At 67.4% G+C, this 26335-nt stretch carries 29 protein-coding genes, 1 tRNA gene and 1 riboswitch; of the genes, 11 read left to right on the forward strand and 19 right to left on the reverse strand.

Annotated features, from left to right (window positions below):
- Positions 1 to 35: 35 nt before the first annotated feature.
- The 8 genes from BLV97_RS16840 to BLV97_RS21260 all read right to left on the reverse strand — a co-directional run bounded on the left by BLV97_RS16840 (position 36) and on the right by BLV97_RS21260 (position 7067).
- Positions 36 to 1595: a DHA2 family efflux MFS transporter permease subunit gene (locus BLV97_RS16840; protein ID WP_035839415.1), complete on the reverse strand. Its 1560-nt coding sequence runs from the start codon at positions 1593 to 1595 to the stop codon at positions 36 to 38.
- Positions 1592 to 2035: an HlyD family secretion protein gene (locus tag BLV97_RS21660; protein ID WP_244521054.1), complete on the reverse strand. Its 444-nt coding sequence runs from the start codon at positions 2033 to 2035 to the stop codon at positions 1592 to 1594. The genes BLV97_RS16840 and BLV97_RS21660 overlap by 4 nt, the downstream gene beginning before the upstream one ends.
- A 97-nt stretch (positions 2036 to 2132) precedes the next feature.
- Positions 2133 to 2582, reverse strand: coding sequence for an HlyD family secretion protein (locus BLV97_RS21665; protein WP_035839418.1), 450 nt, complete (start codon positions 2580 to 2582; stop codon positions 2133 to 2135).
- 255 nt (positions 2583 to 2837) lie between these two features.
- A complete protein-coding gene (locus tag BLV97_RS16850) occupies positions 2838 to 3620 on the reverse strand; it encodes a 3-hydroxybutyrate dehydrogenase (RefSeq protein WP_035839421.1) in 783 nt (260 codons plus the stop codon).
- Positions 3621 to 3651: 31 nt separating this feature from the next.
- Positions 3652 to 4398 (reverse strand): acetoacetate decarboxylase, encoded by a 747-nt coding sequence (locus tag BLV97_RS16855; protein ID WP_035839424.1) that lies wholly within the window; start codon positions 4396 to 4398, stop codon positions 3652 to 3654.
- Complete coding sequence (locus BLV97_RS16860; RefSeq protein WP_092164159.1) at positions 4395 to 5621, reverse strand: DUF3734 domain-containing protein; 1227 nt, start codon at positions 5619 to 5621, stop codon at positions 4395 to 4397. Before BLV97_RS16860 ends, BLV97_RS16855 begins: the two co-directional genes overlap by 4 nt.
- Positions 5622 to 5820: 199 nt before the next feature.
- A complete protein-coding gene (locus tag BLV97_RS16865) occupies positions 5821 to 6750 on the reverse strand; it encodes a sugar kinase (protein WP_035839427.1) in 930 nt (309 codons plus the stop codon).
- On the reverse strand, positions 6747 to 7067 hold the full coding sequence (locus BLV97_RS21260; RefSeq protein ID WP_160169150.1) for a hypothetical protein: 321 nt from the start codon (positions 7065 to 7067) through the stop codon (positions 6747 to 6749). Before BLV97_RS21260 ends, BLV97_RS16865 begins: the two co-directional genes overlap by 4 nt.
- Before the next feature lie 421 nt (positions 7068 to 7488).
- Between BLV97_RS21260 and BLV97_RS16875 the strand changes: the two genes are divergently transcribed.
- The 5 genes from BLV97_RS16875 to denD all read left to right on the forward strand — a co-directional run bounded on the left by BLV97_RS16875 (position 7489) and on the right by denD (position 12887).
- A complete protein-coding gene (locus BLV97_RS16875) occupies positions 7489 to 9270 on the forward strand; it encodes an IlvD/Edd family dehydratase (protein ID WP_035839433.1) in 1782 nt (593 codons plus the stop codon).
- A gap of 72 nt (positions 9271 to 9342) precedes the next feature.
- Positions 9343 to 10080 carry an SDR family oxidoreductase gene (locus BLV97_RS16880; RefSeq protein WP_035839436.1) on the forward strand — a complete coding sequence of 246 codons (738 nt, stop codon included), beginning with the start codon at positions 9343 to 9345 and terminating at the stop codon, positions 10078 to 10080.
- Positions 10081 to 10262: 182 nt separating this feature from the next.
- Positions 10263 to 10946: a GntR family transcriptional regulator gene (locus tag BLV97_RS16885; RefSeq protein WP_035839439.1), complete on the forward strand. Its 684-nt coding sequence runs from the start codon at positions 10263 to 10265 to the stop codon at positions 10944 to 10946.
- Between the two features lie 170 nt (positions 10947 to 11116).
- Complete coding sequence (locus BLV97_RS16890; protein WP_035839441.1) at positions 11117 to 11890, forward strand: FadR/GntR family transcriptional regulator; 774 nt, start codon at positions 11117 to 11119, stop codon at positions 11888 to 11890.
- A gap of 25 nt (positions 11891 to 11915) precedes the next feature.
- The gene (gene denD / locus BLV97_RS16895; RefSeq protein ID WP_035839444.1) at positions 11916 to 12887 is read left to right on the forward strand and encodes a D-erythronate dehydrogenase; all 972 of its coding nucleotides are present in this window, start codon (positions 11916 to 11918) and stop codon (positions 12885 to 12887) included.
- Between the two features lie 328 nt (positions 12888 to 13215).
- On the opposite strand, the gene thiD is transcribed toward denD, so the two are convergent.
- The 11 genes from thiD to infA form a co-directional block, all read right to left on the reverse strand.
- A complete protein-coding gene (gene thiD / locus BLV97_RS16900; protein ID WP_035839447.1) occupies positions 13216 to 13983 on the reverse strand; it encodes a bifunctional hydroxymethylpyrimidine kinase/phosphomethylpyrimidine kinase in 768 nt (255 codons plus the stop codon).
- The gene (locus BLV97_RS16905) at positions 13980 to 14963 is read right to left on the reverse strand and encodes a HesA/MoeB/ThiF family protein (protein ID WP_035839450.1); all 984 of its coding nucleotides are present in this window, start codon (positions 14961 to 14963) and stop codon (positions 13980 to 13982) included. Before BLV97_RS16905 ends, thiD begins: the two co-directional genes overlap by 4 nt.
- The gene (locus BLV97_RS16910) at positions 14963 to 15568 is read right to left on the reverse strand and encodes a thiamine phosphate synthase (RefSeq protein ID WP_035839453.1); all 606 of its coding nucleotides are present in this window, start codon (positions 15566 to 15568) and stop codon (positions 14963 to 14965) included. Before BLV97_RS16910 ends, BLV97_RS16905 begins: the two co-directional genes overlap by 1 nt.
- Positions 15568 to 16326, reverse strand: a complete 759-nt coding sequence (locus BLV97_RS16915; protein WP_035839456.1) for a thiazole synthase — start codon at positions 16324 to 16326, stop codon at positions 15568 to 15570. Before BLV97_RS16915 ends, BLV97_RS16910 begins: the two co-directional genes overlap by 1 nt.
- 3 nt (positions 16327 to 16329) lie before the next feature.
- Positions 16330 to 16527, reverse strand: coding sequence for a sulfur carrier protein ThiS (gene thiS, locus BLV97_RS16920; RefSeq protein ID WP_035839459.1), 198 nt, complete (start codon positions 16525 to 16527; stop codon positions 16330 to 16332).
- A complete protein-coding gene (locus BLV97_RS16925; RefSeq protein ID WP_035839462.1) occupies positions 16517 to 17452 on the reverse strand; it encodes an FAD-dependent oxidoreductase in 936 nt (311 codons plus the stop codon). Before BLV97_RS16925 ends, thiS begins: the two co-directional genes overlap by 11 nt.
- Entirely contained in the window at positions 17449 to 19245 is a 1797-nt protein-coding gene (gene thiC / locus BLV97_RS16930; RefSeq protein ID WP_035839464.1) for a phosphomethylpyrimidine synthase ThiC, read from the reverse strand. Before thiC ends, BLV97_RS16925 begins: the two co-directional genes overlap by 4 nt.
- 115 nt (positions 19246 to 19360) lie before the next feature.
- Positions 19361 to 19481, reverse strand: a riboswitch (TPP riboswitch).
- 81 nt (positions 19482 to 19562) lie between these two features.
- Entirely contained in the window at positions 19563 to 19760 is a 198-nt protein-coding gene (locus BLV97_RS16935) for a DNA gyrase inhibitor YacG (protein ID WP_035839467.1), read from the reverse strand.
- Positions 19757 to 20815, reverse strand: a complete 1059-nt coding sequence (locus BLV97_RS16940) for a ribonuclease E/G (RefSeq protein WP_035839470.1) — start codon at positions 20813 to 20815, stop codon at positions 19757 to 19759. Before BLV97_RS16940 ends, BLV97_RS16935 begins: the two co-directional genes overlap by 4 nt.
- Positions 20812 to 21390 (reverse strand): Maf family protein, encoded by a 579-nt coding sequence (locus BLV97_RS16945; protein WP_035839473.1) that lies wholly within the window; start codon positions 21388 to 21390, stop codon positions 20812 to 20814. Before BLV97_RS16945 ends, BLV97_RS16940 begins: the two co-directional genes overlap by 4 nt.
- 4 nt (positions 21391 to 21394) lie before the next feature.
- On the reverse strand, positions 21395 to 21613 hold the full coding sequence (infA, locus tag BLV97_RS16950; RefSeq protein ID WP_035839476.1) for a translation initiation factor IF-1: 219 nt from the start codon (positions 21611 to 21613) through the stop codon (positions 21395 to 21397).
- A gap of 352 nt (positions 21614 to 21965) precedes the next feature.
- Between infA and BLV97_RS16955 the strand changes: the two genes are divergently transcribed.
- The 6 genes from BLV97_RS16955 (at position 21966) to BLV97_RS16980 (ending at position 25888) form a co-directional block, all read left to right on the forward strand.
- Positions 21966 to 22041, forward strand: a tRNA-Trp gene (locus tag BLV97_RS16955).
- A 319-nt stretch (positions 22042 to 22360) separates the two neighbouring features.
- Positions 22361 to 23203: an SDR family NAD(P)-dependent oxidoreductase gene (locus BLV97_RS16960; protein WP_035839479.1), complete on the forward strand. Its 843-nt coding sequence runs from the start codon at positions 22361 to 22363 to the stop codon at positions 23201 to 23203.
- Between the two features lie 78 nt (positions 23204 to 23281).
- On the forward strand, positions 23282 to 23488 hold the full coding sequence (locus tag BLV97_RS16965) for a twin transmembrane helix small protein (protein WP_035839480.1): 207 nt from the start codon (positions 23282 to 23284) through the stop codon (positions 23486 to 23488).
- 4 nt (positions 23489 to 23492) lie between these two features.
- On the forward strand, positions 23493 to 24065 hold the full coding sequence (locus BLV97_RS16970; protein WP_035839481.1) for a cob(I)yrinic acid a,c-diamide adenosyltransferase: 573 nt from the start codon (positions 23493 to 23495) through the stop codon (positions 24063 to 24065).
- A 135-nt stretch (positions 24066 to 24200) separates the two neighbouring features.
- A complete protein-coding gene (locus tag BLV97_RS16975; RefSeq protein WP_035839483.1) occupies positions 24201 to 24962 on the forward strand; it encodes an electron transfer flavoprotein subunit beta/FixA family protein in 762 nt (253 codons plus the stop codon).
- A complete protein-coding gene (locus tag BLV97_RS16980; RefSeq protein ID WP_035839485.1) occupies positions 24962 to 25888 on the forward strand; it encodes an electron transfer flavoprotein subunit alpha/FixB family protein in 927 nt (308 codons plus the stop codon). The genes BLV97_RS16975 and BLV97_RS16980 overlap by 1 nt, the downstream gene beginning before the upstream one ends.
- Positions 25889 to 26335 lie beyond the last annotated feature (447 nt).

The raw sequence follows: 26335 nt of genomic DNA on the forward strand, positions 1-26335 counted from the left end.
ACGGCCAAATGTCCACTGGAAGGACGGTCCGCGGGTCAGTGGGCCATCGGCGCACCGCCGTGGCCCTGCGATCGGGTCATGATCAGCAGGATCGGCAGCAAGGCGAAGGCCAGCCAGCCGGTCGCGGTGAAGACCTGCGTGAAGGACAGCAACGCCGCCTGGCGCGCGACCTCTGCCGACAGCACCGCGGCGCCCTGGGCGGTGTCGGGGCTTAGCCCTAGCGGATGCAGATAGCTTTGCACCGCCGCCGCATAGGGCGTGACATGTTCGGTCAGCCGCGCCGAATTCACCGAGACGGCGTGGGTCAGAAGCGCGCCCACCGCCGCGATCCCCACCGAAGACCCAAGCTGCCGCGTCACATTGTAAAGCCCCGAGGCCTCGTCCTGATGTTCGGAAGAGATCCGCTCGAACGCCAGCGTCGACAGCGGCACGAAGACCAGCCCCACGCCCAGCCCCGATACCGCACCCGGCCAGGTCACCTGCCAGAAGCCCGCGTTCAGGTTCACCGCCCCGAGCATCAGGTTCCCCGCACCGGTCAGCACCAGCCCCACCGCGGCCAGCAACCGACCGTCGATCTTGTTCGACAGCACCGCCCCGGTGATCACCATGGAAAAGCCCTCCGCCAGGCCGCGCGGGATGAACATGTAGCCCGCGTCCAGCACCGAATAGCCCAGCAGGTTCTGCACGAACAAAGGTTGCAGCGCGATCGTGCCGAACATCGTCACCACGAAGCCCGCGATCACCAGGCAGGCGGCGCTGAAGTTGCGGTCGGCGAAAAGCTTGAGGTTGACGATATTGCGCTCGCCCCGCTCCAGCCCGTGGACCATGAAGAACAGCGCCGCGACGGCCGACGCGATCAGCGCGACCTGGATCACCCGCGACGAAAGCCAATCCAGCGTGCCCCCCTGATCCATCACGAATTGCAAGGTCCCGATCGCCAGCGCCATCAGCGCCAGACCCGTCCAGTCGGTACGGATCTTCTCGGGCTTGTCGGGGGGCAGTTCCCCGGCGATCAGCAACAGCGCCAGAATCGCCATCGGCAGATTGACGAAGAACACCATGCGCCAGGAAAAGGTCTCGGTCAGCAGGGCGCCCAGCGTCGGGCCGGTGACCGGGACGACCACGATGCCCAGGCCGAACATTGCCATCGCCTGGCCGCGCTTTTCGCGCGGGAAGCTGTCGAACAGGATCGATTGCGACAACGGGATCAGGAAGGCGCCGAACAGGCCCTGGCCCAGCCTAAACAGCACCATCGTCCCCAGGCTCCACGACAGGCCGCACAGCATCGAGAACAGCGCAAACCCGGTGATCGCCGTCAGGATCAGCCGCCGCCGACCGATCCTCTTCGACAGGAACCCGGTCAGCGGCATCACCACGACCGAGGCGACGATGTAAGAGGTCAGCACCCAGGTGATCTGGTCGTTGGTCGCGCCGAAGGCCGCCTGGATATCGGGCAGCGCGACGTTGACGATGGTCGAATCCAGCACCTCGAGAATCGCCGACAGCACCACCGCGATGACGATGGTCACCCGAAACCCGCCGCCGCCCGCCGCCGGCGCGGTCGTCGCGTCGGAAGGGCCGGCGGCGCTGGTCATCGCGCGCTGTCCCCATGGCCGGCGACGGTATCGACGGTGGCCGAGATACTGGCCCCGGTACGCAGCGTGACGTCGGTCTTGTCCAGCGCGATCCGGACGGGAAAGCGCTGGGTCACTTTCACCCAGTTGCCGCTGGCGTTCTCGGACGGCAGCAGGGAGAAGGTCGAGCCCGAGCCGTAGCCTACGGACTCGACATGCCCCTTCAGCGTGACGCCGGGCAGCATGTCGACATGGATGGTCACCGGCTGGCCCGGTCGAATGCGGCCAAGCGCGGTTTCCTTGAAGTTCGCCTGCACCCACCAGTGCCCGCTTTCGACCAGCGCGAAAAGCGGCGCATAGGCCGTCACGGTCGAGCCCGCGCGCAGATCGAGATTGGCGATCCAGCCGCTGGCCGGCGCCTTGATCACCGTGTGGTCGAGGTTCAGCTTTGCCGTCGCCAACTGCGCCTGCACCGCCGCCAGGTTGTCGCGCTTGCTTTCCGCCTCCGACCGCGCCTGTGTCAGGTTCGAGCGTGCGGAATCCAGATCCGCCTTGGCCTTAGGCCTCGGCCGATTGCTGCTGTTCCAGCACCGATTGCGAGATATTACCCTTTGCAAACAGCGCCTTGGAGCGCGCCAGCTGTTGCGTCGCGGTGTTCAGCGCCGATTTGGCGCTGGCCACCACCTGTTCCGCCGCGCTGATCGCCGCCGAAGAGGATTGCACCGCCTCCTGGGCCATCTTTTCCTGCGCCTTGGCCGCGTCATAGGCATTGCGGTATTGCGCGGGATCGAGACGGAACAGCACCTCTCCCTTCTCGACCTTCTGGTTCTCGTGCACATCGACCTGGGCAACCTGTCCGGCCACCTGGGCCGATATCTGAACGATATGGGCACGTAGATAGGCGTCCTGGGTCGAGGGGTGAAGATCTTCGTATTGCCACCAGAACCACAGGCCGGCCGCGATGGCCAGAACCAGGCCGGCCGCGGCAATCAGCTTCAGCTTTTTCACGCTCAACTCCGTCCTCTTCGCCCGCCGGAAGGCCAGTCATCGCGCCCGATCGGCGTGCCCCCACATGAATTCGCGGTTTCCGGACCGATATAGCCCACCGTTCCAGGCGGGCCAGACGCTGATGACGTGAATGTCAACTGACTTAGCGTAACCCGCTGCAAACCGGCGGCAGGGGGCGACACGGAAATGCCCTGCCGGACACTGATCCGGCAGGGCTGATGCCGTCTTGGGGAGCGGCACCGGAGGGTGGCTGGTTCAGTTCATGTACCAGCCATGGCTGACCACCATCGACTGGCCGGTCAGCGCATTCGTGGGGAAGGCGGCGAAGAGCCAGGCCAGCTCGGCCACGTCCTCGACAGTGGTGAATTCCTGGTCGACGGTGTCGCCCAGCATGATCTTGTTCACCACCTCTTCTTCCGAAATCCCCAGTTCCTTTGCCTGTTCGGGGATCTGCTTCTCGACCAGCGGCGTCTTGACGAAGCCCGGGCAGATCACGTTGGCGCGCACCCCGTATTCCGCCCCTTCCTTCGACACCACCCGCGCCAGGCCCAGAAGCCCGTGCTTGGCGGTCACATAGGCCGATTTCAGGGGCGAGGCCTCTTTCGAATGCACCGAGCCCATGTAGATCACCGAACCGCCGCCGCGCGTCTTCATATGCGGGATGCAAGCCTTGGTCGTCAGGAAGGCACCGTCGAGATGGATCGACAGAAGCTTCTTCCAATCCTCGAAGGGAAAATCCTCTAACTTGTGGACGATCTGGATGCCCGCGTTCGACACCAGCACATCGATGCCGCCCCAGGCCTTCGCGACCTCTTCGACGCCGGCGTTCACCACGACCTCGTCGGTGACGTTCATCGCGATGCCCATCGCCTCGCCCGGGCCCATCTTCGTCAACTCGGCCGCGGTCTTCTTCGCTTCGTCAAGGTTCAGGTCGGCGATCGCCACCTTCGCCCCGTCCTGCACATAGCGCTTGGCGATCGCCATGCCGATGCCGCGCGCGGCGCCGGTGACGATGCAGATCTTGCCCTTCATGTTCATCTTCGATCTCCTGTCGTTGCGGGCGGCGGGGTCACTTCCCGTCCTCCATGTAATCGTGGACGACCTTGCCAAGCCCGAGGGTCAGGTCGGTCAGAATGTGGGTGGCGCCGATCACCTCGCGCACCGGCAATTGCGCGACCGGGGCCAACGCATGGGAATAGAGTTCTATCCCCGCGGGCCCCTCCCAGGCGCCCTTCACGGTGATATCCTCGAGATGGTATTCGACCAGCTCGCAGATCCGCGGGCTGCAGTCGACATGCGGGATGATCTTCAGAAGGAAGTTCGGCGCCTTCAACTGCGCCTCGACCTTCTTCAGATCCAGTGCTTTGTGCTTGTAGCCCATCGTCGCCATCGCCACCCGGATCGGCCCCATGTCGAGGGTGCCGACCAGCGTGTCCTTCTCGACCGTCAGGCTGGGTTGCGCGAACTTCTTGGGGAAACCCCAGATCTCGCGCCCGCCGGCGATCGGGCTTTCGTCGTTGAGGTACATCGCATGGGTATAGCCACCGTCACGCCCCTGAAAGCGCACCGGGATGACCTGCCCGGATTCGGTGTAATCCCCGAAGCCGGTGGAATCGGGCATGCGGATGAATTCGTATTTCACCAGCGGCTCGGCCACCTCCAGGGGTTCGGGCACCACGGCGCGCAGGGCCTCCATGTCGGTGCGATAGGTGATGGTCAGGAATTCCCGATCCACGAAGCGGTAGGGGCCGCGCGGATAGGAGGGGTTGGCCAGAGGCATCGAGAAGGCGCGGGCTTTCACATCGGCGATCTTCATTTCGCGGTACTCCTGCTGCGGCGGGCCGGGGCAAGGGCGGCGCGCGCTGCATGCGCCTCGCGCGCCCGGCGGCGGGATTCGGATTCCGCCCGGCCGGATTTCGTCAGATCGAAGGTATGCACCGCGCCGCTCTTTTGCAGCCGCCCGCGCCAGTCCGGATGGTCCATCGTCTCCGCCACATCCGCCACCCCCGAGGCCCAGTGATCCAGCATCGAGCGGCGCGAGAACTCGTAGTCCTTCGACTCGCTTTCATTCTTCGATTGGCGGTAGATCAGATGCACGATGCTCAACCGCGTCTGGAAGCGGCAATCTATCAGCGCCTTGACGCGCGGATCTTCCTGCATCTCCCTGGGCAGGGCCTGGAACGCGTCATAGGTCTTGCCGGCCTCTTCATAGAGTTGCCGCAACAGATCGGTGTTCAGCCGCGTCCGGCTGGAATAGCGGATGTCCTGTATCCGGCCCTCGATATCCCAGACCGTGGCCGGCACCTGTCCCTGCGCCTTGAACAGATCGACCTGCCAGACGCATTTGTCGGCCACGGTCGCGGCCTCGAACAGCACATATTGCAGCGGCGTGTTCGACAGCAATCCGCCATCCCAGTAGAGGTCTCCGTCGATCTCGACCGGCGGAAAGCCCGGCGGCAACGCGCCCGAGGCCATGATATGTTCGGGCCCGATCTCGCGCCGGTCGCTGTCGAACCAGGTCATCGAGCCGGTTTCGACATTCACCGCGCCGACGGACAGGCGCGGCCCCTCGCCGTTGAGATAGTCGAAATCGACCAGCTCAAGCAGCGTGTCGCGCAGCGGCGAGGTGTCGTAGTAGCCCAGCGCCTCGACCGTGCCGGGAAGGCGCAGCGCCGCGGGCGGGATCTGTGGCCGGAAGAAGCCGGGGATGCCGGTCAGCATCGCCTGGCCGGCGTAGGTTTCGTTGATCGCCTTGCGGCCGAAGGGCCAAAGCATCGGTGCGGCCCATCCGGTGCCCGAGGTCACCAGCTGCCAGAAGGCCCGCAGCCGTTCCAGGCGATGCTCGGGGCGGTTGCCGGCGATCAGCGCCGCGTTGACCGCGCCGATCGATATGCCCGCGATCCAATCCGGTATCACGCCGCGCGCTGAAAGGCCCTCGAAGACGCCGGCCTGAAAGGCGCCCAGCGCGCCGCCGCCCTGCAGAACCAGGATCTGCTCTTCGCCGCGGCGCGGAATTTCTGTCTCATCCTTGCCAGCCATGGTCATTTCCTTGCGTTTTCCCCGGTCCCGTCTCTCACACGATGGGGTCGCGCCTCCCCGCTTGTAAGCCTTCGAAACGCAATCGTGAGAAACGTTGCTGCGTTGCGGCATCGCGGGTTTCGCAAGGCCCGCGGGGCCGCGTTCGGTTGGCCGCGCGTAAAATCCGCAAGGCCGCGGCCAAGGACCGAGGGCCGAAGACTCAGGCGCCGCGCCCTTCGGCGGCCCCAGGAACGGACGAACGAACCAATGCGCCCGGCGCGCCGATCACCTTGGCCGCCAGCTCTGCGGCGGCCCTGACCGATCGCAGCATATCCTTGCCCGTCGCCAGCCCGGCCAGCAACGCGGCCGCGAAACTGTCCCCCGCCGCGGTACTGTCGACCACCCGCGCCACCGGTACCGGAGCAAAGCTGAAATCACCGCAATCGGGCGCGAAGCCCGTGATCGGCCTTCCCCGGTTCTTCACGATCACGCTTCGCGCGCCCGCCGCGCGGTAGCGCGCCACCGTCTGGCCCGGGGTCGCATCCTCGAACAGCGCGGCTTCCTCGTCGAAGCTGGGCAGCACCAGATCGGCGACCTCTGCCGCCCGCATCAGCCCGGCGCGCATCGCCGCCCCGCTTTCCCAAAGGCTGGGGCGCAGATTGGTGTCGAAGGCGACCAACGCGCCCTGCGTGCGCGCCACCCGCATAGCGTCGCACAACCGCGTCCGCCCGTCGGGCGGCAGGATCGCCAGGGTGATTGCCGACAGGTAGATCACGGCGTGCCCGGCAAGCACCCGCGCCAGCCAATCGCCGTCCTCGGCCAGCAGCCGCGCCGCCGATTGCCCACGCCAATAGGAAAAGCTGCGTTCGCCTTCGTCGAGTGAAATCATGTAAAGGCCGACCGTCCGGTCCGGCACACGGCGCAACGCGGCGGTATCGATCCCCTGTGCCGCGATGAACCTTGCCATTTCATCCGAAGCCGCGTCGTTGCCGATGCAACTTGCGTAGGAAACCTGCCAATCGGCAGGCAGCAGCCGGCGCGCGTACCAGGCGGTGTTGAACGTGTCGCCGGCAAAGCCCCTGCGGTAGAGGTTCCCTTGCATCTGCGCGAGTTCGACCATGCATTCGCCGACTGCCAGGAAAGAATTCATGCCGCGCGGCCCTTCACGACAGGCCCCGCGCCGCGAGGTCGCGCATCAGCGCCCAAGGTCCATTCCGGAGCCTCCGTCGAATGCCGCACCAGGTTGCGCTGCCTCCCCAGGTCGGGCCCCGAGATGGTGACCACGTCGCCCGGAGGATGGATAAAGCCCAGCCCCGGCGCGTCGCGATCCTTCCCCGGGGCCAACACGGCGCCCAGGAACAGGAAGAAGCCGTCGAGATACTGATGATGCCGCCCGATCGCCTGCGCGACGATCGCCGCCGGGTCGAAAATTCCATCTGGATCAAAGGCGCGCCTCCCCGCGCGCATCAGGCCGGAGCGGGCCTGGCCGATATACGCCCCGGAATCGGCTAAGCCGGGGCCTGTCGCGCCCGACGCCTTGCTCGATGCAAGGCGCCCCAGACCCGGCGGGACCACGCCGTTCTGGCGCCCGGCCTGGACCGCCGCCCCCCGGGCTCTGCGCCGCATGCCCGGGCTGGCCGCCCCGGGACGGGCGGAAGGCTTCATGATGGCTCTGCCAGTTTGCATTCTCTCCCCTGACCCGGGTACCCGCCACGCGCGGTCATCTGGTATACCATTCAGATCAAGCCGGATTGACGCGCGATGTCAACCGGCTTGCCGACCGGGCACGGCGTCCCGCCGGCCCCGCAAAATGTACTTGAATTTGGTATACCAAATGGGGAATGATATGGGCGTGGCGAGGGCCGCCCGCCCGGAAGGAAGAAAGAGCATGTCAGACACCCGCGCGAACCGCCGATTCCGCTCGCAGGAGTGGTTCGACAACCCCAACAACCCGGGCATGACCGCGCTCTATCTGGAGCGCTACCAGAACCAGGAATACACCCGCGGCGAATTGCAATCCGAACGCCCGATCATCGGCATCGCCAATTCGGGATCCGATCTGGCGCCCTGCAACAAGATCCATATGTTCCTGATGGACCGGATCAAGGCGGGTATCCGTGATGCCGGCGGCATCCCGATGGAATTTCCCACCCACCCGATCCAGGAAACCGGCAAGCGCCCGACCGCCGCGCTGGACCGCAACCTTGCCTATCTGTCGCTGGTCGAGGTGCTGCACGGCTATCCGATCGACGGTGTGGTGCTGACCACGGGTTGCGACAAGACCACGCCCGCCATGCTGATGGCCGCCGCCACGGTCGATCTGCCGGCCATCGCCCTGAACGGTGGGCCGATGCTGGACGGCTGGTGGAAGGGCAAGCGCGCAGGGTCGGGCACGGTGATCTGGGAATCCCGCCGCCTGCTGGCCGAAGGCAGGATCGACTACGACGAATTCGTCGGCCGGATCTGCGCCTCGGCGCCCTCGCTGGGCCATTGCAACACCATGGGCACCGCCAGCACCATGAACGCCATGGCCGAGGCCCTGGGCATGTCGCTGACCGGCAATTCCGCGATCCCCGCGCCGTTCCGCGAACGCATGGCGATGGCCTACGAGACCGGCCGCCGGATTGTCGGCATGGTGATCGAGGATCTCAAGCCCTCGGACATCCTGACGCGCAGTGCCTTCGAGAACGCGATCGTGGTCAATACCGCGATCGGCGGATCGACCAACGCGCCCCCGCATCTGGCCGCGATCGCGCGTCACGCCGGGGTGGATCTAAACGTGAAGGATTGGGAGACGCTGGGCTACGACGTGCCGCTCTTGGTGAACATGCAGCCGGCCGGGGAATACCTGGGCGAAAGCTTCTTTCGCGCCGGCGGCGTTCCTGCGGTGATGGCCGAACTGCGAAAGGCGGGCCGCATCCACGAAGGCGTGATGACCGCGACAGGGCAGACCATGGCGGTGAACCTTGCCGGGCTGGAAAGCCTCGATCACGCGGTGATCACGACCTGCGACAAGCCGCTGCGCACCCATGCGGGTTTCAAGGTGCTGTCGGGCAACCTGTTCGATTCCGCCCTGATGAAGACGAGCGTGATTTCCGAGGACTTCCGCCGCCGCTTTCTGTCGCATCCCGGGCAGGAAGGCATTCACGAGGCCCGCGCGATCGTCTTCGAGGGCCCCGAGGACTACCATGAGCGCATCAACGACCCGACGCTGGAGATCGACGAACACTGCATCCTTTTCATCCGCAACGTCGGCTGCGTCGGCTACCCCGGCTCGGCCGAGGTGGTGAACATGCAGCCGCCGGACGCGCTGCTGAAGGCCGGCATCGACCACCTGCCGACGGTGGGAGACGGGCGCCAGTCGGGCACCTCTGAAAGCCCCTCGATCCTGAATGCCTCACCCGAGGCGGTGGTCGGCGGCGGGCTTGCATACCTGCAGACCGGCGACCGCGTGCGGCTGGACCTCGACGCCTCGCGGATGGACGCGCTGGTCGACGACGAGGAATGGAACGCACGCCGCGCCGCTTGGACGCGGCCCGAGTTGCACCACCAGACGCCATGGCAGGAAATCTACCGCAAACATGTGGGGCAACTGGCCCAGGGCGGCTGCCTGGAACTCGCGACCGCCTATCAGAAGATCGCCCGGGACCTGCCGCGCGACAATCACTGAAGGACGGGCACGGACGGGCGGGCAAGAGGGCGGGCGCGGATCCGCAGGCATGACCGGGAAGGAGACGCCGCCATGAGGCGAAGCATCATCATCACCGGCGCGGGATCCGGGGTCGGCCGGGCGACGGCGGGCGCCTTCTTGCGCGCCGGCTGGCGTGTGGGGCTGGTGGGCCGTCGGGCCGGGCCGCTGGCGGAAACCGCCCAGGGCGCGACCGAGGCGTTGATCCTGCCCTGCGACGTGCGCGACGAAGCCGCGGTCGAGGCCGCTTTCCGCAAGGCACAGGGCGAATGGGGGCATCTGGACGTGCTGTTCAACAACGCCGGCATCAACGTCAAATCCGGCCCGATCGACGAGATCGCCGTCCAGGACTGGCGCCAGGTGATCGACATCAACCTGACCGGCGCCTTCATCGCCGCGCGCGCCGCCTTCGGCCTGATGCGGCGCCAGGATCCGCAGGGCGGCCGGATCATCAACAACGGCTCGATCTCGGCCCATGTGCCGCGCTGGGGTTCGGCGCCCTATACGGCGTCAAAACATGCGATCACCGGATTGACGCGGTCGATCTCGCTCGACGGGCGGCCCTACGACATCGCCTGCGGACAGATCGACATCGGCAATGCGCTGACCGAGATGGCCGCGAAGATGACCCGGGGCGTACCCCAGGCCGACGGCTCGATCGCGGTGGAGCCGGTGATCGACGTGGCCCATGTCGCGCGCGCGGTGCTGCACATGGCGGATCTGCCGCTGGAGGCGAATATTCAGTTCATGACCGTGATGGCGACCAAGATGCCCTTCATCGGGCGGGGGTAGGCGCAGCCTTCGGATCCCCGCGCTCGCCCCCCGATCCCCGCCCCCGATCCGCGCCGCGCCATGCTCGACAAGGTGATGGCGATGGCATACCAACGGGCAATATCTTGGCATCTCCGGCATGACTTCCCGGCACGGCGCCTTCCTTGCGCGGGGGAATCGCGCCGCTATCGAAAGGTCCCGCGATGACGGCGCAAACCCTGCCCGAGAAGATCGCCTACCGGCTGCGGCGCGACATCCTGCGCGGCAAGCTGCCGCCCGGGGCGCCGATCAAGGAGCGCGATTTCGCAGCCGAGGAAGATGTCAGCCGGATGCCGGTACGCGAGGCCATCCGCATCCTCGCCCAGGAGGGCCTGGTGATGTTGCGTCCCTCGCGCAGCCCGATCGTGGCGCAGCTCAGCTTCAAGGAGGTGGCGGACCAGACCGAGGTGCTGATCGCGCTGGAAAAGCTGTCGGCCGAACTGGCCTGCCGCAATGCCTCGGATGCCGATGTCGACCGCCTGGCCGAGATCACCGACCGGATCGCGGCGCAGTTCGACCAGATGGACCCGCTCGACATGTTCGAACTGGACATGTCCTTCCACCGCGCCATCGCCGCGGCCTCGGGCAATCGGGCGCTGGCCGAGACGCATTCCTCCTACCTCGCGCGTCTGTGGCGCATCCGCTATCTGGCGGCCAGCCAGCGGCGCAACCGCGAACGGGTGGTGACAGAACATCGCCGCATCATCGCCGCCGTGCGAAACCGTGACCCCAGCGCCGCCCGCGACGCCATCGACAACCATCTGTGGCATCTGGCCGAGGACATTCGCGAACTGATCGAGGCCGAGGGTCCGAACGCCAACCCCAAGGACCCGGCCCGGTCGACCTGAAGCCCGACCGCCGCCGGCCTCGCGCCTGCGCTCGATCCCGACCGCCCCACCGGCCAGAACGCGCGCCATGCCGCGCCGCGCCGCGCCGACCGGTTGACAACTTCGCGCGACGCAGCGCACAACTGGTCTATTGTCCAGACCAATGGACCAATCGTGGCAAGAGGGACAGCTTGGACCACGGCCAACCACGCCAAAGCGAAAGCGGGCTGATCGAACAGTTGCCGGTCTTCGGCCCCGCCGTCGCGCGCCAATCGATGCGTGAAATGGTCTTCGCCAAGCTGGCGACGCAGATCGCCTCGGGGATCTTGCAGGTCGGCGATGCCCTGCCGGGTGAACGCAACCTGGCCACGGCCTTTGGCGTCAGCCGCGAAACCGTGCGAGGCGCCGTGCAGATGCTGGCGGCGCGCGGTATCGTGGGTATCGTTCAGGGCAGCCGCACCCGGGTGATCAGCGCCGAGGTAGGGCCGCTTACGGTCGGCGTGATGCGCCCGCAAGAGATCGACCGCTACCCGGTGGAAGAGGTCCACGCCGCGCGCAAGCTGATCGAATTGCAGGTGGCGGGCGATGCCGCCGAGCGGATTGACGACGCGACGCTGGCCCGGCTTTCCGACATTCTGCACGATCAGGCGCGGATGGGCGACGACGCGGTGCGCTTCATGCTGTCGGACCGCGAATTCCACGGCACCCTCTACCACGCCTGCGGCAACCTGCTGATGGCCGAGTTGATGATCGACCTCTATAGCTACATGATCGCCCACCGGCGCCGCGCCATGCGCCGGCCCGGCGCGATCGCCCGCAGCTTGGCCGATCACCGGCGCATCTTCGCGGGGCTCGCCGCCCATGACCGGGCCGCGACCGAGGCCGCGCTGTCGGCCCATCTAGACACCATCCTGGAAACCACCAAGGCGGCGATCACCGAACCGGTGACACCCCCCGCCGGCTAAAGCCGGCTTCAGCAAGGAGACCCCTATGCATGTGATGATCATCGGTGCCGCCGGCATGATCGGGCGCAAGCTGGCCGAGCAGCTGGCGCGCGACGGGCGCCTGGGCACTGCGTCCTTGGCGCGGCTGACGCTGGTCGACGTCGTGCTGCCCGCCCGGCCCGGCGGCGCCCCCGAAACGACGATCCGCACCGCCGACCTGTCGGTCGAGGGCACCGCCGAGACGCTGGTCGCGTTGCGCCCCGACGTGATCTTTCACCTCGCCGCGATCGTATCGGGCGAGGCCGAGGCCGATTTCGAGAAGGGCTATCGCATCAATCTAGACGGCACGCGCTGGCTTTTCGAGGCGATCCGCCGGGCCGAGGGCTATACCCCGCGGGTGATCTTCGCATCCTCGATCGCGGTTTTCGGCGCGCCCTTCCCGGCGAAGATCGAGGACAGCTTCTTCCACACGCCCCTTACCAGCTACGGCACCCAGAAGGCGATCGGCGAGCTGCTGCTTTCCGATTACAGCCGCCGCGGCTTCCTCGATGGGGTGGGGCTGCGCTTTCCCACCATCTGCATCCGCCCCGGCGCGCCAAACAAGGCGGCCTCGGGCTTCTTCTCGAACATCCTGCGCGAACCGCTGCAGGGCCGCGAGGCGGTGCTGCCCGTGTCGGAAGAGGTGCGCCACTGGTTCGCCAGCCCGCGTGCGGCGGTGGATTTCTGCCTGCGCGCCGCGACCATGGACACGACCGCCCTGGGCGCGCGCCGCGGACTGACGCTGCCAGGCCTGTCGGCCACCGTGGGCGAACAGATCGCCGCGCTGCGCGAAATGGCGGGCGACAAGGCCGTGCGGCTGATCCGCCACGTCCCCGATCCCGTGATCAATTCCATCGTCGCCGGCTGGCCACGCGACTTCGACGCCCGCCGTGCCGAGGCGCTGGGCTTTCGCGCCGAGACCGACTTTGCCCAGATCATCCGCGCCCATATCGAGGATGAATTGGGCGGGACATTGTGACATCGGGCCGATACCGGCCCTTGCCCGCGAAGACGGCGCCCGCAGGGGCGGTGTCGATAGCGCGGATAGCCCGCCGCGCCCTGATCGCATCGCCAGGCATCAACGCGAGGCGGCGAAGCGACCGCACGCAAGAAGGCGTCAGTATCGGAAGCCGCCAACATCCGCCTCCCCCCGGCAAGGCCCGCCCCCGTCGCACCGGGCGCGCACCGGACGCGCGCCGGGTCGGGCGGTGGGCCGGGTTGGCTCGCTGAGGGGAAATGGGGCCTGACCCGCGAACACCTGCCATTCGGCCGAAATGCCGCGCTCTGGCCGGCGCGTCCCGCGCCTGTCAGGCGCCCCCGCCCCCGCCGACCCGCGCCGGCAAGGCGAAACGGGCGGCGACGCTTTCCTTCGCCCGCCCGACCGCAACCTGCAGCGGCTGGCCCAGCGCAAGACCCGCAGCGACGGCGCAGGCCAGATGGCAGCCGGTGCCGCGCAGCGTCAGCGCCTGGCGCGGCGCGGTGTACTCTTGGATGCGCCCCCCCGGAAGATAGAGCCGGTCGCGGGCTTCCTTCGCCGTTTCGGCATGGCCACCCTTGACCAGAACCGCGCCCGCCCCCCGCGCCTGCAATGCGGCGACGATCGCCTCTTCCCCTGTTCCGAACGGCAGGTCCAGCCAATCCCCCAGCGCGCGCAGTTCGGGCAGGTTCGGCGTCAGCAACGCGGCGCGCGGCAGCAGGGTTTCGATCAGCGCCGACAGCCCCGCGCGGTCCAGAAGATCGCGGCCCGAACTGGAACGCAGCACCGGATCCAGCACCAGCGGCACACCCGCTGACGTCTCGGCCAGCGCGGCGGCGACGGCACGGACGATGGCGCCGTTGCCCAGCATCCCGATCTTCACCGCGCCCGCCCCCGGAGCACCGGCGAAAATCTGGGCCGCGACGACATCGGGCGGCACCGGATGCACCGCGCTTACCGCCCGGTCGGTCTGGGCCGTCACCGCGGTCACGGCGACACGGCAGATCAGGCCGAACTCGGCCGCCGTGACGGTATCGCGCAACAGGCCCGCGCCGGCGCTCGAATCCATGCCGCCGATGCACAAAAGCGCCGGTTTCATTGCGGCAGGGCCAGCACGGCGGCATCGGCGCCATGGGTGGCCATCACCGTGCTGGCGGCGTGCCAGGCGCGAAAACCCGTCGCGCAGACGAAAACCGTGCGCCGCCCCGGGTCGGGCACGAAGTGCGCGACCGCCTCGGGGGCAAGGCGGCGCGCGTGGGGGAAGGGCAAGGAAGGGGCCTCGGCCGCGTCGCGCAATTCTATCACCGTGTCCTCCTCCGTCACCTCCTGCGCGGCAAGGATCCGCGGACCATTCGGCAGCGAGGCCCGCGCCGCATCGAACCGAAAGCCCGAGATCCGCCAGGTCTTCAGATCAAAGCGCAGAAGCTGGCCCAAAGGCGACGGGTCGAGCCCCAGCACCACCGCCAGCACCATCTGGGCCTGCAGCGCCCCCAGCGTAGCGACGGCGGGGCCGATGACCCCCGCCGAGGCGCAGCTTTGCGCGATCGCCGGCAGCGCGGGAAACAACGCCCGATACCCGGGCGCGCCGCCGCAAAATCCGCCGACATAGCCCGAAAACCCCTGCACCGAGGCCGAAATCAGCGGCGTATTTGCCGCCTCGCACAGATCCGACAGCGCATAGGTCACCGCGAAGACATCGGCCGCATCGACCACCACGCCGGTGCCGGGGCCCGCCTGCAGCCAATCCAGCTGCGCGCGCGCCAGCACCGGATCTAGCCGCTCAATCAGCGCCTCCGTCCGGCAGTCGGGGTTCAGCGCCGCGAGTGTCGCGGCGGCCACCGCCGCCTTCGGCTGACCCAGATCCGACATGCGGTAAAGCGTTTGGCGGTGCAGGTTGCTTTCCTCCACCCTGTCCGGATCGACAATCCGCAGATCGCCGACACCCGCCCCCGCCAGCAAGGGCAGGAGTGTCGCGCCAAGGCCCCCCGCTCCGACCACCAGCACGCGTGCGGCCGCCAGCCGGGCCTGGCCCCCGGCGCCGACCTCGGGCAGGCAGGTCTGGCGGACATAGCGGTTCATCAGGCGTGCTCCCGCGTGGCGGCGATCCAGTCGCGGCAGCGCGCGGCAGGATCCGGGGCCTGCTGGATATCGGTCACAACAGCCGCGCTGTCGGCCCCTGCGGCGAACAGCGCGGGCAGGCGTTCCGGTGTCAGCCCGCCGATGCCGACCAGCGGCAGATCACCGACCCGCGCCTTCCAGTCCCGCACCCGATCCAGCCCCTGGGGGCCCCATTTCATCTTCTTCAACAAGGTCGGATAGACCGGCCCCAGCGCGACATAGGCGGGGTTCCGCGACAATGCGCGCTCCAGCTCTGCCTCGTCATGGGTGGACAGGCCGTAGCGGACGCCGTGGCGGTTCAGCGCGGCGAAATCGGCGGTGTCCATGTCCTCTTGCCCCAGATGGACCGCGTCGCAGCCCAGGTCGATCGCCGCCCGCCAGTGATCGTTGACCACAAGCTGCGCCCCATGGGCGGCGCATATGTCGCGCGCCAGGGCGATCTGCCGGCGTGTCTCGGCCTCCGGCCGGTCCTTGAGCCGCAATTGCACCAGCCGCACGCCCAACGGCACCAGGGCCGACAGGCGCGCGACGTCACCCACGATCAGATAGAAGCGATCGAGCCGCATCAGGCCAGCTCCGCCATCCCGAAGACCGGGGTGGACGGCGTGGCCATGTCGCGCCTTGGCATCAGCCCCGCGACATGCGCCTGGCGTCCCGCCTCGACCGCCCGGGCGAAGGCCGCCGCCATCGCCACGGGATCCAGGGCGTTGGCGACCGCGGTGTTCAGAAGCACCGCGTCAAAGCCCATCTCCATTGCCATGGCAGCCTGGCTGGGGGCGCCGATGCCGGCGTCGATCACCAGCGGCACATCGGAGAAATGGGCCCGCATGCTGCGCAGCCCCTCTATGTTGCGCAGCCCCTGCCCGGTTCCGATCGGCGCACCCCAGGGCATCAGAACCTTGCAGCCCGCCTCGATCAGACGCTCGCCGACGACAATATCCTCGGTCGTATAGGGAAACACCTCGAACCCCTCGGCGCACAGAATGCGCGCGGCCTCGACCAGCCCGAAGGGATCGGGCTGCAACGTGTCGGGATCCCCGATCACCTCTAGCTTGATCCAGGAGGTGCCAAGCAGTTCGCGCGCCATCTGCGCGGTGGTCACCGCCTCGCGCGCAGAGTAGCAGCCCGCCGTGTTCGGCAACAGGCGGCACCCGCTTTCGGCCAGAAGTTCGCGAAACGCGGTGCCTTGCGCGCCCTCGCGGCGCAGGCTGACGGTGATCACCTCGGCGCCCGAGGCCACAATCGCCTGCTTCAGCACCGCAGGAGAGGGGTACCTTGCCGTCCCCAGCATCAACCGGCTTGTCAGATCGGTGTTGTAAAACATCTCTTAGCCTCCTTGCATCGGTGCCAGAACCTCGACCTTGGCACCCTCATGCAGCAGGGCCGCGGCCCGCGCCGGCGCCGGCACGAAATTTCCGTTCAGCGCGGTCGCGACGCTGGCCGCGTCAAAGCCCTGTTCCTCGATCAGCGCGGCGAGGGTGCGCGCCCCGGTCGCGCGGGCTTCTCCGTTCAGGTCAATCTGCATGGGCGGGCTCCTGGATCAGCATCTGGGCCAGTTCCTCGGCCAGCACGGGGGCCATGAGGAAGCCGTGGCGATACATGCCGTTAAGGTGGATCCGGTCGCCATCTTGCCGGATCGCGGGCAGGTTGTCGGGGAAGGCCGGCCGCAGCCCGGCGCCGGTGGCGGTCACCTCGGCCTCGGCGAAGGCGGGATGAACGGTGTAGGCTGCCGACAGCAATTCCATCACCGCGCGGGCGGTGACCGGGCCAGAGCGCGCGCTTTCCACCATCGTCGCGCCGATCATGTAGCGCCCGTCCCCGCGCGGGACGATGTAGCACGGAAAGCGCGGATGCAGCAGCCGCACGGTTCGGGTCAGCGCCACATCGGGGGCGCTGACCTCCAGCATCTCGCCGCGCACGGCACGCAGATCGGGCAGCCGATCTTGGGCGCTGAGCCCCCGGCAATCGACAATCAGGCCAGAGGGCGCGCCGCAATGGAACGCCACACCCAGTTCGGCCAGCCCCGCGCGCAGATCCGCCATCGCGGCGCGGGGGTCCATATGGGCCTCATCCGCGAAGTACAGGCCGCGGGCAAAGCGCCCCTCCAGCTCCGGCTCCAGCTCGGCGGGGGTGGCCCAGACATGGCCCCGCGTCGCCCGGGCGAAACGGTCGAGTTCCGCCGCGTCGCGTGGCGGGGCGACGACCAACGTCCCCCGCCGCACCACGCCCCGGACGCGGGCCGCCCACCAGTCCGCCGCCGCCTGACCGCGCGCCACCACCACCTCGGGCGCGCTCTCGCCTTCGCAAAACGGCGCAAGCATCCCGCCGGCAAGGTTCGAGGCAGGGTCCGGCGCGCCTTCGGGTACGATCACCTCGACCGACAGGCCGCGTTCGGCCAGGGCGGTGGCGGCGCAAAGCCCCGCCACCCCCGCGCCCAGGACCGAAATCATTCCGCCGGTTCCTCTACCGTGTCGGCGGGCATGTAAAGATCGCCGCCGTCGCGATATTTTTCGGCCATCTTGGCCATGCCTTCGCGTTTCTCGGCCTCGGCCCGGATGTCGTGGCTGATCTTCATCGAGCAGAATTTCGGCCCGCACATCGAGCAGAAATGCGCCAGCTTGTGGGCCTCCTTCGGCATCGTCTCGTCATGCATCTCGCGCGCGGTGTCGGGATCGAGGCCAAGGTTGAACTGATCCTCCCAGCGGAAATCGAACCGCGCGCGGCTGATCGCGTCGTCGCGCGCCTGCGCGCCCGGATGGCCCTTTGCCAGATCCGCCGCATGAGAGGCCAGCTTGTAGGTGATCACCCCGGTTTTCACGTCGTCGCGGTCGGGCAGGCCAAGGTGTTCCTTGGGCGTGACGTAGCACAGCATCGCAGTGCCGAACCAGCCGATCATCGCCGCCCCGATGGCGCTGGTGATATGGTCGTAGCCCGGCGCGATGTCGGTGGTCAGCGGCCCGAGGGTGTAGAACGGCGCCTCGTGGCAGTGTTTCAGCTGCTCGTCCATGTTGGCCTTGATCTTGTGCATCGGCACATGGCCGGGGCCCTCGATCATCACCTGGCAATCCTTGGCCCAGGCGATCTTGGTCAACTCGCCCAGCGTCCGCAACTCGGCGAACTGCGCCTCGTCGTTGGCATCCGCGATCGAGCCGGGGCGCAGGCCGTCGCCAAGGCTGAACGACACGTCATAGCGGCGGCAGATGTCGCAGATCTCGTCGAAATGCTCATATAGGAAGCTTTCGCGGTGATGGTGCAGGCACCACTTGGCCATGATCGAGCCGCCGCGGCTGACGATCCCCGTGACGCGCTTCGCGGTCATCGGGATCATGTGCAGCCGTACGCCCGCGTGGATGGTGAAGTAATCCACCCCCTGCTCGGCCTGTTCGATCAGCGTGTCGCGGTAGATCTCCCAGGTCAGATCCTCGGCGATGCCGTTCACCTTTTCCAGCGCCTGATACAGCGGCACGGTGCCGATCGGCACGGGGGAATTGCGCAAGATCCAGTCGCGGATATTGTGGATGTTGCGGCCTGTGGACAGGTCCATCACCGTGTCGGCGCCCCAGCGGATGGCCCAGACCATCTTTTCCACCTCTTCCTCCATCGAGGAGGTGACGGCCGAGTTGCCGATATTGGCGTTGATCTTCACCAGAAAGTTGCGGCCGATGATCATCGGCTCCAGCTCTCGGTGGTTGATGTTGGCGGGAATGATGGCGCGGCCTGCGGCGATTTCGTCGCGCACGAATTCGGGGGTCACCAGATCGGGCAGGTTGGCGCCCATCGGATCGCCATCGCGGCTGTAGGCCTTCGCGCGGCCCTCGTTCTCGCGGATCGCGACGAATTCCATCTCGGGCGTGACGATGCCGGCGCGGGCATAGGCAAGCTGGGTGACGGCGCGGTCGCCAGTGGCGCGCAATGTGTCGCGTGCGGCCGGGAAGGGCGGGGTCAGCCGTGCGCCCTCTGCAAAGCCGTTGTCGGCCGAGGTGACGGCGCGGCCCTCATAGGCTTCGACCTCGCCGCGCGTCTGCAGCCAGCCGCCGCGCACCTCGGGCAGACCCTTGGCGATGTCGATCGTGGCGGCCGGGTCGGTATAGGGGCCGGAACTGTCGTAGACGGTCAGCGGCGCCTCATCGGTGACCGAGATTTCGCGCATCGGCACGCGCAGCTCATGCAGGGTGCCGGAGGCATAGACCTTGCGCGAGGCGGGCAGCGCACCGGTGGTGATCTTCGGGACAGGACGGTTCATCGGCGTCTCCTCTTGCGAAAAGACCCATATGAAAACAGGAAGCAGAAAGCGGCCCTCGGGCCCGGCGCGCGGATGCGTTTGGGCCCCTTGGCCCGAAGGTCTGTCGGAACCGATCCGGCGTGCCCCTCGGTCTTCCTACGCCAGCATCAACTGGGTCAGGTTCAAAGGGTCGCTTCACCGGGGCTTGCCCCTGTCAGCCTCTCAGTCCCCTTGGCGGGACTCCCCTGACGTGAGGCGAACGTCGCGCATCCCGGCGCCGACGTCAATTGCGATTCGGGAAAGTACGCGCAGATGTGAGCGCTGGGCAGGCCCCGGCGCTAATGCGGCCGTCCACGCGGCGCGGCCCCGTCAGGATCCTCGGCGCCGCCTTCGGGGGTTTCATCCGGCTCGTCGTCTTGGGCGGGGATGGCATAGTCGCCGCGCAGCCAATGCGCCAGATCCACATCCGCGCAGCGGCGCGAGCAGAACGGTCGATAGGCCGGATCGGTGGGTTTGCCGCAGATCGGACAGCTCATGCCAGCGCCTCGGACAGGGGGATGCGGTCGCGCTTGCGCTGCAGCTCGAAATTGCCCAAGGGCGTCCAGCCGGCCAGGCTGACCTCTGTCCCTGCGGCCTTGAAGGCGGCGCGCAGCACCTGATCCAGCGTGGCGCGGTCCTTCTTCGACATCGGCGCGAAATCCACCACCACCTGCCCCCCCAGACCGCGCAGCCGCAGCTGGCGCGGCAGGTCGCGGGCGGCGGCGATGTTGGCCTTCAGCCCCGCGGCGGGCGAGGTATCGTTGCCGGTGTTCACGTCCACGGCGACCAACGCCCGGGTCGGTTCGACCATCATGTGCCCGCCACCGGGCAACGCCACCCGCGGCGCCAGCACCGCGTCAATCAGATCATCCACGCCCAGTTCGGCGAGCGCGCCAGGACGGGCACGGAATTCATCGACGGGCGGGTCGGCCCAGTCGCGCCAGGCGGTTTCCTCGGCGCCGGCGCCATCGACCAGAAGTTCGGGCGCACCGTCAAGATCGGCCAGCACCGCCTCTGCCAGACCGCGCATCTGGGCGATGTCCTCGGTGACGTCCGCCTCTTGGGCCATGGCGGCGGCCGAACGCAGCACCAGGCCCAGCGCCGCCTCGGCGCCCGCCGTTTCCGCGCCCGCCATGGCGGTCTCGGCCAGCGCTGTCAGCCGGGCCCGCGTTGCCTCGTCACGGATGCGGCGCGAGATGTTCAGCCCCGGCGCCCCCGGCGTGACGATCGCGTAGCGGGACTTGAACAGCAGCCGCAGTGTCACGGGCACTGCCTTGCCCGGCTCTGCATGCCCCGCGACCTGCACGAGCACCCGCTGTCCCGGCGCAAGGCCCGAAACCTGACGTAGGTACCCGCTCTGCCCCCCCGGCAGCGACACGAAGACGCCGCCCTGCCCCTTCATCGGACGGTTCACCACTGCACGAAAGATCGCGCCAGGTAGCGGCGCCTCGCCCTCGGCATCGACGGCAAGTTCCAAAAGCTGGCCGTCCTCGACCAGCGCGGCGACGGTGCGCCCGCGGTAGCTGTCGATCGCGATCACGCGGCCCTTCATGACGCCTCTCCATAGACCGGATAGCCGGCGGCCTGCAAAAGCGCGGCGGTTTCGGCCACCGGCAGGCCGACCACCCCGGTAAAGGACCCCGAGATCCACGGAATGAAGGCGCCGCCCAGCCCCTGGATCGCATAGCCCCCCGCCTTGCCCCGCCATTCGTCCGAGGCGAGATAGGCGTTGAGTTCCGCGTCCGAAAGCCGCTTCATCTTCACCGCCGTCACCACCTCGCGGGTCCAGAGCCGGTCGCCCCGGCGCACCGCCACGGCGGTGATCACCTGATGCCGCCGCCCGCCAAGCGCCAGCAGGAATTCCGCCGCCTCGCCCGCGTCCGCGGGCTTGCCCAGGATGCGCCGCCCCAGCGCCACCGTCGTGTCGGCGCACAGCACCACATCGTCGGACGCGGCCGTCACCGCCGCGGCCTTCTCGCGGGCGATGCGCGCGCAATAGGGGCGCGGCAATTCCCCCCTGGCGGGGTCTTCGTCGATATCGGGCGGCAGAATGGCATCCGGCGTCAGCCCAAGCTGCGCCAAAAGCTCCAGCCGGCGCGGACTGCCCGAGCCGAGGATCAGCCCCATCGGCTTATCTGAAGCGGTAATTGATACGGCCCTTGGTCAGGTCGTAGGGGGTCATCTCGACCTGCACGCGGTCGCCTGCAAGCACGCGAATCCGGTTCTTGCGCATCTTTCCTGCCGTATGGGCGATGATCTCATGGCCGTTCTCAAGCTCGACCCGAAACGTCGCATTGGGCAGGAGTTCCTTCACGACGCCGGGGAATTCGAGCATTTCTTCCTTGGCCATGGTCACTCCGTCCTAGGGAATCCCGCCAAATCGCGGGCGCGGCATTAAATGCGCCCACATCACCAATAATTCAAGGACTTTATGTGGGGCCGCGCACAAGTGTGACGTAAGTGGCTACTTCACGCGCCCGGCCCCCGGCACCGAGGGGCGCCGAATCTTACATCCCTCTCCCCCCGGCGGCCGGCGGGGATCCTGTGTAGGACCACGCCCCCGCCGCCCCGGCAGGCGAGGGAGGTTTGAGGACCGGCGCGAGGCAATCCTTCGACCGGCGCGCGCCATGACCTGGCCCAGCGAGTGGCGGATGATAACCAGTTGACCCTGTCTCAGAAAGAACCTAAGCAGCACTGGCTGCAGGGGTATAGCTCAGTTGGTAGAGCATCGGTCTCCAAAACCGAGGGTCGCGGGTTCGAGTCCTGCTGCCCCTGCCATTGAAATCACACGACAATCCGGATTTCAGTGACCTGGCGAGACGCGCAGCTGGGCGTTCCGCTTGGCCCCTTCGACCCGCTTTCGCCCGGCACGAACGGATTCGCCGACCCGCACAGCGCGGGCCCCGCCTGTCGACATGCACAAGGTGGCAGATCGTGGCACCGCACCTCGTCCAGGGATCTCGCGCCACCGCGATCCGGGTGCCCGTGACGCCCCACCTCCCGCCGCGTATCGCGAGACCCCGCAATTCGGAAAAGACTGGAATTCGGCGCCGATACGGGGGATCAGGCCGCAACCGGCGAAAGGAGCAGCGCAGCAATGCAGGGCAGAACCCAGAAATCCATCCTGATCACTGGCTGCTCTTCGGGGATCGGCTACGACGCGGCGCACGGGCTGAAATCGCGCGGCTGGCGTGTCTTCGCAACCTGCCGGCAGAAGGCCGATTGCGAACGCCTGCGCAGCGAGGGGCTGGAAAGCTTCCCGCTCGACTACGCATCGGAAAGCAGCATAGCCACGGCCGTGGACGAGGCGCTGTCGCGCACCGGCGGCACGCTCGACGCACTTTACAACAACGGCGCCTTCGCCTGCCCCGGCGCGGTCGAGGACCTGCCCCGCGGCGCGCTGCGCGAGATCTTCGAGGTCAACCTCTTCGGCCTGCATGACCTCAGCCGTCGGGTGATCCCGGTCATGCGCGCGCAGGGCCACGGCCGGATCGTCAACTGCTCGTCCGTGCTGGGCCTGGTGCCGATGAAATGGCGCGGTGCCTATGTCGCCACCAAATTCGCGCTGGAAGGACTGACCGACACCCTGCGGCTGGAGATGCGCGATACCCCCATCAAGGTGATCCTGATCGAGCCGGGTCCGATCACCTCTCGGATCCGCGCCAACTCGATCCCGCATTTCGAGCGCTGGATCGACTGGAAATCCTCGGCCAGGCGCGCGCAGTACGAGGCAAGCCTGCTCAAGCGCCTGTACGCGGCGCGTGAGGCGCCCGACGCCTTCGAACTGCCGCCCGGCGCGGTGACGGCCAAGCTGGCCCGCGCGCTGGAGGCGAAGAACCCGAGGCCGCGCTACTATGTGACCACACCGACCTATCTGATGGGGGCGTTGCGGCGAATCGGTTCTTCGCGCTTCATCGACTGGGTGGTCGCGAAAGGCTAGGCTGGGGGTCGGGCTGGATTCACCGTCGCATTTCGTCCGTGCCCGCGCTACATCTGCCCCAAGGCCGGAGGAGCCAGCATGTCAAGTGATCCGCTGTTCATCGTCGTCGCCATCGCCGTTCTGGCCGTGCTGGCCATCCTGATGTTCGGCATCGGAACCTTCGCCAAGGGCGGCGAATTCAACCGCAAGTATTCCAACAAGATCATGCGATGGCGGATCATCGCGCAGGCCATCGCGGTGCTGCTGGTGCTGGTCTTCGTGCTGTTTCATCGCTCGGGGGGCTGAAGGGATGGTCGTTCTGTCGAAAATCTACACCCGCACCGGCGACAAGGGGCTGACCGCGCTGGGCGACGGCACGCGGGTGCCCAAGCCCTCGGCCCGGGTCGCGGCCTACGGCACGGTGGACGAGACCAATTCCACCGTGGGCCTGGCCCGACTGCACGCCGAGGGAGAGGCGGATGCCGCGCTTGCGCGGATCCAGAACGATCTTTTCGATCTGGGGGCCGATCTTTGCCGCCCGGGTCGCGACAAGGACGAGCAGGCGGAATACACGCCGCTACGCATCATCGCGCCCCAGGTCGCCCGGCTCGAGGCCGAGATCGACGCGATGAACACCCGCCTGACGCCGCTGCGCAGCTTCATCCTGCCCGGCGGCAGCGCGTTGGCGGCGCATCTGCACCTGTGCCGCACCGTCGCCCGCCGTGCCGAACGGCTGGCGGTGGAACTGGCCGCGGCGGAGGACGTGAACCCCGAGGCGATCAAATATCTCAACCGGCTTTCGGACTGGTTCTTCGTCGCCGCTCGGATCGCCAATGACGAGGGCCGCGATGATGTGCTTTGGGTGCCCGGCGCGACCCGCTAGCGTGAAGAAACGCGACGTCGCAAAGCCGCCTAGCGTCGATTTTGGCCTGTTTTCCGAAGGCCGAAGGGGCTAACAACCCCCGAGAGACATGGAAGGCCCGCCGCGCCGGGCGATGCAGATGGGAGTGACAGGCCGATGAAGGTACTCGTACCTGTGAAACGGGTGATCGACTACAACGTGAAGGTTCGCGTCAAGGCGGACGGCTCGGGTGTTGATCTGGCCAATGTGAAGATGTCGATGAACCCCTTCGACGAGATCGCCGTGGAAGAGGCGATCCGCCTGAAGGAGGCCGGCAAGGCTGATGAGGTAGTGGTCGTCTCGATCGGCGTGAAACAGGCCCAGGAAACCCTGCGCCCCGCGCTGGCGATGGGTGCCGACCGGGCGATCCTGGTGGTCGCGGCCGACGACGTGCACACCGATATCGAGCCGCTGGCCGTGGCCAAGATCCTGGCCAAGATCGTCGAGGACGAGCAGCCGGGTCTGGTGATCGCCGGCAAGCAGGCGATCGACAACGACATGAACGCGACCGGGCAGATGCTTTCGGCGCTGCTGGGCTGGTCGCAGGCCACCTTCGCCTCGAAGCTGGACATCGAGGGCGATCATGCCGTGGTCACGCGCGAGGTCGACGGCGGCTTGCAGACCATCAAGGTGAAGATGCCGACCATCGTCACCGTGGACCTGCGTCTGAACGAGCCGCGCTATGCGAGCTTGCCGAACATCATGAAGGCGAAGAAGAAGCCGCTGGATGAGAAGACCGCGGCCGATCTGGGCGTCGATGTGACGCCGCGGCTGACGGTGGTGAAGACCGCCGAGCCGGCGGGCCGCAAGGCCGGGGTCAAGGTCGCCTCGGTGGACGAGCTGATCGCGAAACTGAAAGACGAAGCGGGGGTGATCTGATGGCTGTTCTTCTGCTGGGCGAAGTGAACGACGGCGCGCTGGCGCTGGATGCGACGGCAAAGGCGGTGACCGCCGCCAAGGCGCTGGGCGATGTCACGGTGCTTTGCGCCGGGGCGCATGCCGCGGATGCGGGCGCCGAGGCCGCCAAGATCGACGGCGTGGCCAAGGTGCTGGTGGCCGAGGACGCCAGCCTGGGCCACCGCCTGGCCGAGGCCACCGCTGCGCTGATCGTCAGCCTCGCGGGCGATTACAGCCACATCGTGGCACCGGCGACGACGGATGCCAAGAACGTGCTGCCGCGGGTGGCCGCGCTTTTGGACGTGATGGTGATCTCGGACGTCTCGGGCGTCGTCGACGCCGACACGTTCGAACGCCCGATCTATGCTGGCAACGCGATCCAGACGGTGAAATCCTCGGACAAGATCAAGGTGCTCTCGATCCGCACCTCGACCTTCGACGCCGCGGGCACCGGCGGCTCGGCGCCGGTGGAAACCATTGGCGCGGCGGCGGATCCGGGCCTGTCGGAATGGGTCGAGGATAAGGTGGCGGCCTCCGACCGGCCGGAACTGACCTCGGCGGGGATCGTCGTCTCGGGCGGCCGCGGCGTCGGCTCCGAGAAGGATTTCGAACTGATCGAGAAGCTCGCCGACAAGCTGGGCGCCGCGGTCGGCGCCTCGCGCGCCGCGGTCGACTCGGGGTTTGCGCCGAACGATTGGCAGGTCGGCCAGACCGGCAAGGTCGTGGCGCCGGAACTTTACATCGCCGTCGGCATCTCTGGCGCGATCCAGCACCTTGCCGGGATGAAGGATTCGAAGGTGATCGTCGCGATCAACAAGGACGAAGAGGCGCCGATCTTCCAGGTCGCCGATTACGGCCTGGTCGCGGACCTCTTCACCGCCGTGCCGGAACTGATCGAGAAGCTCTGAGCGCCAGGCGACAGCATCCGACGAACGGCCCCCGAAACGGATTTCGGGGGCCGTTTTCGTATCGGACCCGGCTTTGAGTGTCTTCGCCACGTAGAGGGGCCGATCTGTCCGCGCTGCGCATCTTGGCGCGGGGTGCCGGGGAGTGTCGTCTTTGCTGCGGCCACTGCGGCACCGCCGGCCAGGCGTTTCTGCGCGCCCGGGGTGTTTTCCGCGTTTGCCTGTTTTGTGCCCCCTGTGGCGGGCTGTGTGATTTCTGCATCCTTGTGTTGTGGTATGTGGTGTTTGTTTTTGTTTTGTTTGCGTGTTGTGATTGGCATCTTGCGGCTTGTTCTCTATCCCGGGACGGGAAGAACGGCAGAGAGGGTGACCCGGGCTTCCGGCGCGGTCGGTCGGGCCTTGGTTTGAGAGCAACGATGCAGGCAGAGAGCGAGCGGGGATATCTGTCGC

The organism is Allgaiera indica, from assembly GCF_900106675.1.
GTDB lineage: Bacteria > Pseudomonadota > Alphaproteobacteria > Rhodobacterales > Rhodobacteraceae > Acidimangrovimonas > Acidimangrovimonas indica.